Genomic DNA, 13,252 nt, shown 5'->3' on the forward strand with positions numbered 1-13,252 from the left:
TGCATCGGTCGAGTCTACTTCGGACTAGGTCGCAAAGACATTTGACAGAAACGAAGCCGCCATTGTAGCGGTGAATTGTTTTCGGTTCCTGATGGCGGAAGCCAAAAGGATTAAAAGGGAATACGGTTCGGTGTTTTCAATGGCGCCAATTCCGTAACTGCCCCCGCAACTGTGAGCGGAGAGCGATGCCAAGACACCACTGGTTCGTAATGGAACCGGGAAGGTTGGCGGAGCGAGCACCCGCGAGTCAGGAGACCTGCCGTAAAGCGCCGGGCTATGCCCAGACTGAACCTGTCGGCCTTACGGTCGATTCAACCTGACAAGCCGCCGGGTGAGGCGGTAGGGAGAAAGAACATGCATATCGAACCGGGCATCGTGAATGGTGCCAAAATCGCGCTTTCCTATGTTACCGCCGCAGGTGCGGCTACTTACGCAGCGAAAGAAACGTTTTCCACATTGCGTGCGAATGGACCTGCATCTTTTGCTATGCGCTCGGTGCTCGCCACCGTTGGGGTTTTCCTTTTCTTCGAAGTCCTGCCGCATTTCCCGGTTGGTGTCTCTGAAGTCCACTTCATCCTGGGGTCGACGCTGTTTCTGCTTCTCGGTGCTGCACCCGCGGCTTTTGGATTGGCAGCTGGTCTCCTGATTCAGGGTGTGTTTTTTGCCCCGTTCGATCTTCCGCAGTACTTCATCAACCTGACCACTCTGCTGGTGCCGCTATTTGCGCTACAAGCACTGGCCAGCCGCATCATCGCTCCCGGCACAGCATATGTTGACCTCAAATATGGCCAAGCTCTTGCGCTGAGTGCGACGTATCAGGGAGGAGTAGTCGCATGGGTTGGGTTCTGGGCCTTCTACGGCCAGGGTTTCGGCGCAGAAACCATGGCTTCGGTTCTATCCTTTGGCGGTGCTTATATGCTGGTAATCGTCATTGAGCCGATTGCTGATCTGGCAGTGCTTGCGGCAGCCAAGGCGATGCGCGGTTTGAACAGTACAGGTCTGGTGACTCCGCGTTTGTACAACGCTGCGAAAGCTTGACCAAAGTTTGAAGCGGTGTCCTAAAATTGGGTTGCCGCGAAAAAACCGGTAGTCGCAGCTCCAAAGATTATTGTGGCGCGTCTCGAGGGCGCGCCACATTGTTTTTAGCCACTAAAAACCTGTACCCAACGATCAGGGTGAATCGGGTCCTGTATTCGTAGGAAAAGATACCTCGTTTCCTTCCACGTTTTGATCCTGTTGGTAACATTGTCCAGAACCAAATCGCCTTCACTCGAGCGATAGACTAGAACAGCATGGCCATTGCGATTGGTGTCCAAGACAGTCGCAATTAGTAGCTTCGTAGGATCCAAACCATTCTGCACAAGTTCAAACTTCTTTTGCAAAGCGAAGTCTTCGCAATCTCCTGACCCTTGCGTCGGCAGTGTCCAGTATTCTTTTGTCCCATATTGGCTTTGATCCGAAACTGCTCGGATTCTCCGATTGACGCGCGTGTTGATCGTTTTAACGATCTGATTTTCTTTTGCCACGGACAGACCAGAGCTACGAGCGCTCGCGCACGCCCACGAGTAGTCTTTGCACAGTGATTTGGCACCGGATGGCGCTCCAATCTTTTTGTCAAGACCGATCGAGGGAAGCTCAGAGGCTTGCAATGTAGCGGCAGACACAAAAAAGCTGCATATAAAACAGACCATTGGGAGATAACCCAGCAGGTTTTTCGATAACACTCCCTGAACTAAAGTGGGATTTGTCATATCTGCCTTCTCCATGCTCGTTCCTCTAAAGTATCCAAACTTCCCCGGCCAATGTGTTTTATTCCAAGCCTTCATGTGCTTAGGGGAATTGCAACAGCTTCTTAGCCTCTAGGGGTAAAGCGGCAAAAATTTGCAGATTCTTTGGTATTTCTTCCTTAGTTGACAGCATCAGAGCATCCACGCCATCACCAGCCCGGCATAGCTAACAGAGCGAATTAGAGGGTAAGCTGATCGCAATTCTCTCATTCAACAAAAATACAACAGAGATCGGCCGTCATCGCTGAGGGTTACGGAATACCGGGACAATGAAGCCGCTCCTCCGCAAGCTGAGATAGCCAGTTTCGGTTTTCCAGGCGCTGCAATTAGTGGCCGCTAATGACATCTTTGACGAAAGGCTCGTTGAGCAACGCCGTTAGCAGAGGGCATGAGGCCGCACCCTCGGTGCAGGTCTGCACAAGTTCTGCCAGTGCTTGCTCCAACCGTTGGAGGGCGGCGATTTTTGACCTGACGTTGTCGAGATGTCTTGTTGCAACGTCTTCGACGTCACGACAAGCTTGCTCGGGCGCTTTGGACAATTCGCGAAGTGCGCATGCATCCTGAATGGTAAAGCCAAGATCGCGGCAGCGTTTGATGAATCTGAGCTCGGAGATTTCCCGTTCCGTGTATGCGCGGCGTCCCGAGGCGGTTCGACCGGCTTTCTCGACTATGCCTTCCCGTTCGTAATAGCGGATCGTCTCGACCGACAGACCGGTCAATCTCGCCGCTTCGCCAATCGCAATCATGTGATGACCTTTCCCTTGAACCTGTAGCTACTACAGGATGCATGTTGTCGGTCATGATGTCGAATTTCACAAACCGCGCGAAGCAAGAATCGAGGAAGTCGAACCGGCTTCCGTTCGAGTTCGTCAAAGCCGGAGAAAGCTGACCATGAGCAAGTTTGTTGGCGCGAGCTTTCTTGGATCGTTTACCGCACTTGGCGTTGCGACCTGCTGCATCTTGCCGATGGCCTTGATTTTACTTGGCTTGGGAGGGAGCTGGCTGGCCGTATTCGGCAAGATCGCCGCCGCGAGTTATTACGTGCTCGGCGGTTCGACGGCCCTGCTGTTTCTCTCTGGCATCGTCGCGTATCGCCGTGGTTCGCTCGACCGCCTCAAATGGTGGCTGACAGGCAGTTTTGCGTTGACGGCCATCGCTTGGGTTATCGTGCTCAACGAAATCCGAATAAATGATTTCCTGATAACCTTGATGTGACGCCATGAGTGAAAAGCGCCCGAACCTTGTCAGCACGATCATCTGCCCGGAATGTGGACATTCAAGGCCTGAAACGATGCCAACAGACGCGTGCCAGTGGTTCTACGAATGCACATCTTGCGGAAAAGTCCTGAAGCCACTTCCCGGCGATTGTTGCGTCTACTGTTCCTACGGATCGGCTCCATGCCCGCCAATTCAGGCGGGCTACAAATGCGGCGGTTGATACGGCGGCCGGGATGTCGGTTTTGTCCGCAAAGCCGGTCATCAGGCTTTGCGGACGCGGGTATTTTTTCACCGTAAGCTGGAACTTGCCCGGTAGGACAAGGCAGGCGTGAAGTCACGGATCAACTGGTTTGCCGTGAAGAATGTCACGTAAACCGGGCAGAAGAAGCGAGCGCCGCGTTTTTCAGGATCTTGCCAGCGCCATCGGAACTTCATGCGGCCGGGTATCTGGCGAACACCTCTGTGGTTCCATCCTTGCGGATCAGGAAGACGTCAAAAGCTTCGCGTTCGCTTTCCGGCCCCATGCCTGGCGAGCCGAAAGGCATTCCCGGAACCGACAGTCCGACGGCATCCGGGTGTTCGCCCAGCAGGCGCCGAATGTCAGCGGGCGGGACGTGTCCTTCGATCATGTAGCCCTCCACGCGGCCCGTGTGGCATGACATCATGCCCTCCGGAATCCCATTGGCGGTTTTATGAGCGTTCAAGGCCTCCCATGCACTGTTTTCCACGCTCACTTCAAAACCTTCCGCCCGCATGATTTTGATCCACGAGCCGCAGCACCCGCAATTCGGATCCTTCAGGACATGGATTGAGGGGCCTGTTTTCGCGATGGCGGGAAGCGCCGCGCTTCCAGCAAGGGCCGCGGCTCCTTGCATCACACGGCGGCGGCTCAGTTTATTCATTGTCATGTTCCCTCCTGGGAAATCTTGTCTTGAACCGATGTGAAAACACACCGGTAAGATTGAATGCGGACGGCATATACGAGACCGCCATAATCGTCACCCTCGGATACTCATCAGATATGGCTTTCTGGACGACGCAGGGATTTCTCACAATGATCTGGCGCAAACTCTGTTCGGAAACGGAACCTTTGATCTCCTTTTTCGCTACACCTGCCACTCTGGGTCCGGCTGGGCAATAACCCGGTTCGCATGCAACCCCGCTACCCTCCGTTCAAGGCCCGAATTGGGCCTATTTCTCACTGCTGCGTTCGATGGCGTCCACGATCGAACATTGCTGAATTTCACCCCGCCCCGGACACGCTGCGATAAGCTCGTCCAGATTATCCTTCAACCGTGCAAGCCCCTCGATCCGCTCCTGAATTTCGTCCCGCTTTCTGCGCGCTCTGGCCTGCATCGCGACGCACTGGGCATTTGGCGCCGTGCGCAATTCCAGAAGATCCGCGATTTCGGCCAGCGAAAATCCGAGCTTCTTAGCGCCGGATATGAATTTCAGCCGCCAAAGTGTGTCGCCACTATAATCCCGCGCGCCGCCGCCAATCGGGCGCGGCGGCTGAGAGACAAGGCCCTTCCTTTCGTAAAATCGGATCGTCTCGACGCCAATCCCGGCCTTGCGCGCGGCCTGGCCGATCCTGAGTGGTTGCATCGCGGTCTCCCTCCGTCACCGGCATCTTGACACCGTATCATGATACGGAAGTTAAAACACTGGGGTCTTAGTGGTTGCGAGGATGTCAGATGTGGACCTTCCTGAAACGGTGGTTGCTGCCGGTATTCGGCTCCGCCCTGGCGCTCTATCTGGTGTTTGCGCTCTACGGCAGCCTCGATTTTGCGCTGTTTCTGCAAGGGCTGCGCGGAGCCAACGTGTTCTGGATCGCCATTCTTGCCGCCACCATCCTGCTGGAGCAGCTGATGAGCGGCTGGAAGTGGCGACAGATCCTGTTTGATGTGAAACCGGTCGGCACCCTGCGGCTGACGGGGGCGCTACTGGCCGGTTATGGCGCAAATGTCCTTGTCCCGCTCGGCATCAGCCCGTTGGTCCGGGCCTGGCTGGTTGCCCGGCTTGACCAATTGAAGATGGCGACCGTGCTTGCAACCGCGATCATCGCCCGGTTCCTCGACGGCGTCGTTTTCGCCCTTTTTGCCGGAGCGGTGGCCGCCGCCGGCCAGATTCCACAGATCGAGGGTGAACTGCGGCTGGGATTGAGCGTCGCGGGCCTGTTGAACCTGATGCTTTTCGGCGGCCTGCTTTGGGTTCTGTTCCGGTTCCGCGCGTCACTTCTGAGCGAAGGCCCTCTGGTCTGCCGCCTCTTCGACTGGGCTGCCGCCCGCATCGGGGCCGATGGCCCATATCTGCGCACCGCGCTCGGTGAAGGGATCGTCTGGCCGCGGGCACGGGCCCGCCGCATCGCCGCCATTGCCGCGGCCATTGCGGGCAAGCTGGTGGCGACAACCCATTTCCTGTGGGCCGGGCTGGCGGTTGGCGTGGTGCTGAACGCGTGGGATTACCTGTTCCTGATGGTGTTTGCCGGGTTCGCCATGGTTCTGGGCCGCTTCGTGCGCATCCCGGCGAGCTTTGTCTTCGGGGCCGGGTTCGCGCTCAAGGCGCTCGGTGTTCCGGACGAGACCGCCCTTCTGATGATCCTGTTTAACTATGTGCTGACGATCCTTCTGGTGGTCGGGATCGGCCTGACGGTGTTGTGGCAGAGCGGCATCGACATCCGCCGCGCCCGGGCGGAGGCAGAGGCGGCGAATGGCAAGGCGTAATCCCGAAGACACGAGATTTTGGCGCATCGCCGGTGCTGGTGCGGTGTTTCAGGGCGGGTCGGCGGCGGTGGACAGCGCGACGGTGGTGGCCAGTCTGGTGCATATGCTGACCGGTAGCGCGCTGGCCGTGGGCTATGCCAGCACGGTCCTGCGTCTTGGCTGGCTGCTGCCCCAGTTCGCGGTGGGCTACCTCGCCGAGCGCACCGATCGGCGCATGCCGTTCTACGCCCTTGGTGCCTATGGGCGGGCGATCACGGGCGCGATGATCGGTATGCTTCTGTGGTGGGGGGCGGACTGGCCGCAGGTCGATTGGCCTCCGGTTCCGCTGGCGCTCGGAATGCTGGGGCTGTGGACAATCTACGCCTTCGTCAGCGGCGTGGTCGCGGTGCCCTACAACGACATCGTCGGCCGGGCGATCCCGTCCGAGCGCCGCAGCCGGATGTTGGCCTGGCGCTTTTTCGGCGGCGGTGTTCTGGCGGTTTTGGTGGCGGGCGTTCTGCGACTCGCGCTCGACGTGTTGCCGCCGCTCAGGGCCTATGCGCTGATCTTCGGGCTCGGCGCGGTGTTGATGATCGTCTCTGCGACGTTATTTGTCGCCGCGGGTGAACCCGCCACCGCTGCAAGGGCGCCACGGGACCGCCCGGCTAACCTGTCTGGTTTTCTGCGCGAAGGTTTCTCTACGCTGCAACGGGACCGCCGGTTCCGGCTGTTCCTGATCTTCCAATGGCTTGGCGCAGCGACGCTGATGGCATTGCCGTTCTATGTCGTTGCCGCCAGCCGCAGCGGCCTCGGGGCGGCGGATGTCGGAACGCTGCTGGCGGCCCAGACCGTCGGCGCGCTGGTCTCGAATCCGGTCTGGGGCCGTATCGGCGACCGGATGGGCAAATTGCGCCTGCTGGGGATAGTGGCACTGGTGCGTCTCGGACCTCCGGTGCTGGTGTTGCTGCTTGTGGCCACAGGTTCGGGGCTGACCGGTTTCGCGGCGCTGTTCTTCCTGATCGGCGCGATGATGAACGGGGTGACCATCGGCTATCTCGGCTACCTGCTGGAGATCTCGCCCGACGACCGCCGTCCGGCCTATTCCGCGTGGTTCAACAGCTTTGCGGCCCCGGCGGCGCTGGCGCCGCTTGCGGGCGGTGTGGTGGTCAGCATGATCGCCATCGAAGCCGTGTTCATCGCTGCGATCCTGGCCGCGCTGGGACAGGTCGCGATCGCCGCGCGGCTGACACGGGGTTGAAATAGAACCTTGTTCAGGACCAAAGCGTTTCCTCTCAACCCGCAATTCAGATGCGATCCTGTCAAAAGGCAAGATGGCATGTCTAAACATGGGCGAAGCAGAAAACGTTGAGCGCAGCGATTAGAATTGTTCCGTTCAGAACATGACGGCGAGGTCTCTTCTCGAAAACTCCAGAAAGCGGGGTACATGTCGAATTCCGCCGCATAGCATCGCGGCGCTGATCGAGGGATATTCGAGGACTGACAAACGAACCTGGTGAGGCACGCGCCTCTGAACAAAGTTCACCGCGCCGTCACCCAATTTTGACCCGTGTGTCGGTGACGAACTCGTAAGGGGGCAGATCGAGGTTGCGGGGCGCGGGGCCTTTCCGAATTCTGCCAGACGTGTCGTAATGTGAACCGTGACACGGACAGAACCAACCGTCCCAGTCTCCGGTGGGTTCGCTGCCGCCCTGCCCGAGTGGTATGCATCCCAGATGGGTGCAAACGCCAATAACTACCAGCCATTCCGGTCGCTGTACGCGCTCGGCGTCAGGTTGCGGGTCGATCATTGGTGCATCGTCTTCTGCTATCGCCAGCGCGATCCGCTCTTTAGTCCGGTGGTCTATAAAGATCGGCTTGCCTTTCCATTTGACAGTGATCCTCGTTCCTGGTCCGACACCTTCAAGATCTATGTCGACAACGGCTTGGGCGGAGATGTCTGCACTGGGGTTCATGCTGTTAACAAGTGGCCAGACCGCCGCGCCCGTGGCCACGATGGCGGCACCGCCGGTGACGAAGTATAAGAAATCGCGCCGAGTTTCAGGCTCTGAAGGTGCCTGTCTTTCAGAAAATTCAGACATATTGTTCCTCCTGTGCGTCAGGATAGGTTCATCGAATGATAGGACTTGGACGAGGTGGATCAGTCGCCCTGGTCCTCTTCTTCTTCACCGCGATGCCCCATTCCCTATTCATCAGAGTGATCTTCGTCGGTGTCACCGTGCAATGCCTTTACAGGCAGTGCACCGGCCGTCAGGTGCAGTTCAATTGCTGCTCTCCGAATTGGATTTGCTAACATGGCAACTTCCCTTCCTTATTGGGTTACAAATTTGTTCTGATCAGTTGGCCGTTGCTGCTCCTTGTTGCGCAGTGTTCTTGCCGCAAAGCCGCCAGCTATACAGGGCGCCGTTCTCAGTGTTTGCCGTGGCCGCGATGCATTAAGAAATGCATGCCCACGCAGACCAGCAAGAACAGCAACGGAGAACTGAGCAAAGGATAGAGTGTCTCGCGGTATTCCCAACCCAGAACAGCGGCGCCCAACGCGATCGCAATGACAACCGGGAGCCAATTACGCTTGGCACCGTTGGCCGTCTGATCTTCGGTTTTGGGCGCTTCGGCCGTTTCGTCAGAGCTGACCCTTTCGGTCGTCTCCTGTGTGGCGCGGGTTTCGTCGAAATTTGATTGGGTCATAGCTGATTTGCCTCCTTTTCGATGATCCATTGTTTGAGAAAGATGCGCTCATAGACGAAGACCAAGCCGATGCCAGCAACGGCATAAACCACGATCATCGGATCCGAGCGTAGTTTGAGTATTGTGAACGCGATCAGCACCACCGCATCCAGCGTCAGAGCGGTCAGCAAGACCCATCCCCGGGCGTTGATCTGACCGCGCAAGCGTCGCCAGACACCCCAATGCACCGCCATGTCCATCACCAGGTAGAAGAACGCCCCCAACGAGGCGATGCGAGACAGGTCGAACAACACCGCAAGCAGACCCGCAATCACGACCGTGTAGATCAGCGTGTGAGACTGGATGCTGCCCGTCATGCCGAAATGGCTGTGCGGGATCATCTTCATGTCGGTCAGCATCGCCAGCATCCGGGACACGGCGAAAACGCTGGCGATCAGCCCCGAGGCCGTTGCCACCATCGCCAGCGCAACGGTCAGGTAGAACCCGCCCTGCCCCAGCACCGGCTTGGCAGCCTCGGCCAGAGCATAGTCCTGCGCCGCGCGGATCTGCTCGGGCGGCAGGCTGACGCCGACCGCAAGGGCGACCAGCAGGTAGACCACCGTGCAGATCGCGATCGAGATCATGATGGTGCGCCCGACATTGCGGTGCGGGTCGACGATCTCAGCCCCGCTGTTGGTGATGGTGGTGAAGCCCTTGAACGCGAGGATCGACAGGGCCACCGAGGCGACGAACCCCAACGGCGCCGCCGGTTCCGAGCCCTGAACCTGCCAGGTTCCGCCCGCCGCCCAAAGTGCGGCGATGCCGAATATTGCGATCCCGCCGATCTTGAGCGCCGACATGATGATCGACCACAACCCCACCGACCGGTTGCCCGACCGGTTCACCGCATAGGCAAAGACGATCAGCGCAACCGCGACCAAAGGTACCAGCGGTCCGCTCTCGATGTTGAACGGGCGGAGCGCATAGCTCGCGAATGTACGCGCGACGAGGCTTTCGTTGATCACCATCGACAGCGCCATCAGCAGCGAGGCCGCCGCCGCAACCGCCCCGGGCCCGTAGGCCTTGGTCAGGATCATGGCGATGCCGCCCGATGAGGGCCAGGCGTTGGACATGGCGATATAGGAATAAGCGCTGAAACCCGTCACCACGGCCCCGACCACGAAGGACAGCGGAAACCACGGCCCCGCCAGCCCGGCGATCTGTCCGGTCAGTGCAAATATCCCCGCGCCGATCATAACGCCGGTACCCATGGCGACGGCCCCGGTCAGCGAGATTGATCCGGGCTTCAGCGCGCCATCGGCGCCGTGCGTATTATGCTCGTGCGTACTCAAATCTTCGCCCCCCGCAATCGCAGCGCATTCAACACCACTGAAATCGATGAAGCACTCATAGCGAACGCCGCGAACATTGGGCTGATCAGGATGCCGAAAAGCGGGAACAGAAGACCCGCCGCCACCGGAACGCCCGAGGCGTTGTAGATCAGGGCAAAGAATAGGTTTTGCCGGATATTGCGCATGGTAGCGCGGGCCAGCCTACGGGCGCGCACGATGCCATCAAGGCTTCCGTTGACCAGCGTGAAGCCTGCACTTTCGATCGCCACGTCGGCACCGGTCCCCATGGCGATGCCCACATCGGACTGCGCTAACGCGGGTGCGTCGTTCACTCCGTCACCCGCCATGGCAACCTTGGCGCCTTTCTTCTGCAGTTCGCGAATTATGCGGGCCTTGTCCTCGGGTAGAACGTCGGCTCGAATCTCATCGATACCCAGACGTTCGGCCACCGCCTTTGCAGTGCGTTCGTTGTCACCAGTCGCCATGATGATTCGGAAACCCAGCTCGTGCAGCGCCTTGAGGGCGGCGGGTGTTGTTTCCTTGACCGGGTCGGCGACGCTGACCAACCCCGCCACTGAACCATCAAGCATCACGAACATCACCGTTTCGCCGTCATCCCGACGCGCATTGGCCTTGACCGTTAGTTCGGTCGCCTCGAGTCCGAGATCGGTGACCAGTTTCAGGTTGCCGAGCGCGACGGGGCGGCCATCCACCGTGCCTTTCACGCCTTTACCAGTCACCGCCTCGAAGTCACTGGCGTCGGACAGGGCCACGCCACGTTCCTCGGCTCCTGTGACGATTGCCTCAGCTAACGGGTGCTCCGAGCCCTTCTCCAGCGTTGCGGCCAGCCGCAGCACCTCGACCTCGTCATGGCCAGGTTCGGGTAATACAGCCACAAGCTTTGGCTTGCCCATGGTCAGCGTGCCAGTTTTGTCGACGATCAAAGTATCGATCTTCTCGAACCGCTCCAGCGCTTCGGCATTTTTGATCAGCACTCCGGCCTGCGCCCCGCGCCCCGTGGCCGTCATGATCGACATCGGAGTGGCCAGGCCAAGCGCGCACGGGCAAGCTATGATCAGTACCGACACCGCTGCGATCAAGGCGTAGGAGAGCGCCGGAGCCGGTCCCCAAATTGCCCATGCAATAAAGGCCAGCGCAGCTATACTTATGACCGCCGGTACAAACCAGCCCGCCACTTTGTCAGCGTATTTCTGAATTGGTGCGCGCGAGCGTTGCGCGTTGGCCACCATTTCGACAATCTGGGACAGCATTGTGTCAGAGCCCACTCGGGTTGCTTCGATCACAAGGCTACCGGTGCCGTTAATTGTGGCCCCTGTGACCGGCTCGCCCTGTACCTTTTCAACCGGAACCGGCTCGCCGGAGATCATGCTTTCGTCAACAGATGAGCGCCCTTCGAGTACAATGCCATCTACTGGCACCTTGTCGCCGGGGCGTACGCGAAGGCGGTCTCCTACCTGTACTTCTTCAAGCGGGATTTCCTCTTCGCTGCTGTCAGGGCGGATAATGCGGGCGGTCTTTGCGGCCATGTCCAGCAAAGCGCGGATCGCCTTACCGGTGCCTTCGCGGGCCCGCAGTTCCATCACCTGCCCGAGCAGAACAAGTGTAACGATAACTGCGGCCGCTTCGAAATAGACCCCAACATGGCCTTCTGAATCTCGAAAACCGTCCGGAAATATGTGGGGCATCAATACGGCAACAAGGCTGAACAGCCACGCGGCCGAAACCCCCATGGCAATCAACGAGAACATGTTTAGATTCATGGTGCGAAACGAATTCCACCCTCGTTCCAGAAATGGCCAACCGCACCAAAGAACGACCGGAGTGCCCAGTATCAGTTCAATCCATAGGGTTGTTCGCTCACCAAAAATCTCTCGCACACCAGAGAGCCCAACGTAGGGGCCCATCGTGAAAACCAAAAGCGGCAGCGTCAGAACCGCACCTACCCATAGGCGCCGGGTGAAATCCACCAGTTCCGGGTTCGGCCCCTCGTCCACCATCGCCGCGCTTTCCAGCTCCAACCCCATGCCGCAGAGTGGGCAGGACCCAGGATGGGTTTGCCGCACCTGCGGATGCATCGGGCAGGTATATACGGGTCCGTCATAGCCTGTCGGAACGATGTCATATTCACCGTTGTCGTCCGTCGCGCCATGATGCGCGGAATGATGGTGATGCGCATGCGCATCCACCTCGCCCTCGGGCACAAGGTGCATCCCGCATTTGGGACAGTCGCCGGGCCCAGATTGACGCACGTCAGAATGCATGGGGCAGACGTAAGCGACCTCGGTCGGACCGTTCGCGTGGATTTTGATGTCGTGGTCTTCTGTCATGTTCTGCTCCCTGGTTTGAGCGTCGTTTTTGAGCCGTTGATTTACTCAATGGCCCGGCACAGTCCTTCAGGGCAGAACAACCATCTGGTGGCCCTCACCCAGAATCGGCACTTCGGAAATAGCCGCCAGGCTGACCTGATCGACGATCCAGACCTTCGGCTCGGTCCGGCTCGATACCATCACCTTGCCCGAATTCGGTATTGTCGCCAGGTGGTAAGGCGACGGTGACAGGTTGGTTGCGCGCTGTTTGCCCGTCGCGAGATCGATCGACAACAGTCGGTCGGTGCCCTTGGCGGCCACGAACAGAACGCCTTCGCGGTCGGACAGGCCGATCCCGTGCAGCTCGCCCCCAATGTCATAGGTGTCGGTGACGGAACCGCCGGCAAGATCCACGCGGAAGGCCTTGCCGCCATCGCTGTCGGCGACGAAGGCGGCGCTGCCCGCGGCGTTCAGCACCAGATGCTCGGGGCTTTCGCCAACGGGGATGTTGCGTGCGACAAAGCCCTTGGCGACATCCACTTCGCTGAGCGTGCCATTGCCGGTGTTGGTGACATAGACCCTGCCACCGTCAGGCGCGAAAACCGCATAGTTGGGCATTGGCCCGGTGGCGACGAAACCACGGAAACTGAGCGTTTCGAGGTCGATGATCGAAATACCGTCACCGCCCGGATGAGTCCCCACGGCAAACCGCCCGTCGGGCGACACCGCAGTGTGATGCACCGCGCCCGGAACTTCAATCTGGCGGACGACCCCGCGTGTTTCCGCATCAAGGATCGTCAGCAGGCTCCGCCCCTTGTCGTCGGGCAGCACCGTGGCATCGCGCTTGGCATGGTGCGCGGCGTGGTCATCTTCGGACATACCTTCGGGTTTCGCCGGGGTCGTGGCCTCGGTTTCGGCATAGCTGCCCGCGACCAGGTATTTCACGCCGGGCGCACCGGCCAGCCCGTGGACCGCCACGAGCCGCGGCAGCCGCTCGACAGTCGTGCCGGTTTCGGAGTCGATCACCAGAACCGAGTCCGCGCTGCCTTCGGGAATGAACACGGTTGCCGCCAGCGTGAGCGAAGGCGCAGTCAAAGCTGCGACGGACATGCCTGCGGCCAGATTGAACAGGGTCATTTAGGTTTCCTTTCGTCAACTGAAACGCGCGCATTGGCGGGCAC

At 59.1% G+C, this 13,252-nt stretch carries 14 protein-coding genes and 1 riboswitch; of the genes, 5 read left to right on the plus strand and 9 right to left on the minus strand.

The annotated features are described in order from the left end of the window. Positions 1–65: 65 nt before the first annotated feature. A riboswitch (cobalamin riboswitch) is annotated at positions 66–279 on the plus strand. Between the two features lie 75 nt (positions 280–354). Continuing rightward, on the plus strand, positions 355–1,038 hold the full coding sequence (locus ALB80_RS19080; RefSeq protein WP_050605693.1) for an energy-coupling factor ABC transporter permease: 684 nt from the start codon (positions 355–357) through the stop codon (positions 1,036–1,038). A 104-nt stretch (positions 1,039–1,142) separates the two neighbouring features. On the opposite strand, the gene ALB80_RS19085 is transcribed toward ALB80_RS19080, so the two are convergent. Further along, on the minus strand, positions 1,143–1,766 hold the full coding sequence (locus ALB80_RS19085; protein WP_253276925.1) for a transglutaminase-like cysteine peptidase: 624 nt from the start codon (positions 1,764–1,766) through the stop codon (positions 1,143–1,145). A 347-nt stretch (positions 1,767–2,113) separates the two neighbouring features. Next, positions 2,114–2,533, minus strand: coding sequence for a MerR family transcriptional regulator (locus ALB80_RS19090; RefSeq protein WP_050605695.1), 420 nt, complete (start codon positions 2,531–2,533; stop codon positions 2,114–2,116). 145 nt (positions 2,534–2,678) lie between these two features. Between ALB80_RS19090 and ALB80_RS19095 the strand changes: the two genes are divergently transcribed. Further along, on the plus strand, positions 2,679–3,002 hold the full coding sequence (locus ALB80_RS19095) for a hypothetical protein (RefSeq protein ID WP_050605741.1): 324 nt from the start codon (positions 2,679–2,681) through the stop codon (positions 3,000–3,002). A gap of 4 nt (positions 3,003–3,006) precedes the next feature. Beyond that, positions 3,007–3,225, plus strand: a complete 219-nt coding sequence (locus ALB80_RS22755) for a GDCCVxC domain-containing (seleno)protein (RefSeq protein ID WP_083445370.1) — start codon at positions 3,007–3,009, stop codon at positions 3,223–3,225. Positions 3,226–3,436: 211 nt separating this feature from the next. On the opposite strand, the gene ALB80_RS19100 is transcribed toward ALB80_RS22755, so the two are convergent. Together ALB80_RS19100 and ALB80_RS19105 are read right to left on the minus strand one after the other, a co-directional pair. Further along, a complete protein-coding gene (locus tag ALB80_RS19100) occupies positions 3,437–3,913 on the minus strand; it encodes a DUF411 domain-containing protein (protein ID WP_050605696.1) in 477 nt (158 codons plus the stop codon). Between the two features lie 283 nt (positions 3,914–4,196). Then, positions 4,197–4,610 carry a MerR family DNA-binding protein gene (locus ALB80_RS19105; RefSeq protein ID WP_050605697.1) on the minus strand — a complete coding sequence of 138 codons (414 nt, stop codon included), beginning with the start codon at positions 4,608–4,610 and terminating at the stop codon, positions 4,197–4,199. Between the two features lie 89 nt (positions 4,611–4,699). Between ALB80_RS19105 and ALB80_RS19110 the strand changes: the two genes are divergently transcribed. Both ALB80_RS19110 and ALB80_RS19115 read left to right on the plus strand, forming a co-directional pair. Continuing rightward, positions 4,700–5,728: a lysylphosphatidylglycerol synthase domain-containing protein gene (locus ALB80_RS19110; protein ID WP_050605698.1), complete on the plus strand. Its 1,029-nt coding sequence runs from the start codon at positions 4,700–4,702 to the stop codon at positions 5,726–5,728. Further along, on the plus strand, positions 5,715–6,965 hold the full coding sequence (locus ALB80_RS19115) for an MFS transporter (protein ID WP_050605699.1): 1,251 nt from the start codon (positions 5,715–5,717) through the stop codon (positions 6,963–6,965). Before ALB80_RS19110 ends, ALB80_RS19115 begins: the two co-directional genes overlap by 14 nt. Before the next feature lie 292 nt (positions 6,966–7,257). Here the strand turns inward: ALB80_RS19115 and petA are convergent, their stop codons facing one another. From petA to ALB80_RS19140, 5 genes are all read right to left on the minus strand, one after another. Beyond that, positions 7,258–7,806, minus strand: a complete 549-nt coding sequence (gene petA / locus ALB80_RS19120; RefSeq protein ID WP_050605700.1) for a ubiquinol-cytochrome c reductase iron-sulfur subunit — start codon at positions 7,804–7,806, stop codon at positions 7,258–7,260. A gap of 328 nt (positions 7,807–8,134) precedes the next feature. Beyond that, positions 8,135–8,413, minus strand: coding sequence for a DUF2933 domain-containing protein (locus ALB80_RS19125; protein WP_050605701.1), 279 nt, complete (start codon positions 8,411–8,413; stop codon positions 8,135–8,137). Continuing rightward, positions 8,410–9,744, minus strand: coding sequence for an APC family permease (locus ALB80_RS19130; RefSeq protein ID WP_256364030.1), 1,335 nt, complete (start codon positions 9,742–9,744; stop codon positions 8,410–8,412). The genes ALB80_RS19125 and ALB80_RS19130 overlap by 4 nt, the downstream gene beginning before the upstream one ends. Continuing rightward, a complete protein-coding gene (locus ALB80_RS19135) occupies positions 9,741–12,026 on the minus strand; it encodes a copper-translocating P-type ATPase (protein ID WP_172677922.1) in 2,286 nt (761 codons plus the stop codon). Before ALB80_RS19135 ends, ALB80_RS19130 begins: the two co-directional genes overlap by 4 nt. 132 nt (positions 12,027–12,158) lie before the next feature. Then, on the minus strand, positions 12,159–13,208 hold the full coding sequence (locus ALB80_RS19140) for a YncE family protein (RefSeq protein ID WP_050605702.1): 1,050 nt from the start codon (positions 13,206–13,208) through the stop codon (positions 12,159–12,161). Positions 13,209–13,252: the final 44 nt, after the last annotated feature.

The organism is Ruegeria sp. 6PALISEP08, from assembly GCF_001238295.1.
GTDB lineage: Bacteria > Pseudomonadota > Alphaproteobacteria > Rhodobacterales > Rhodobacteraceae > Ruegeria.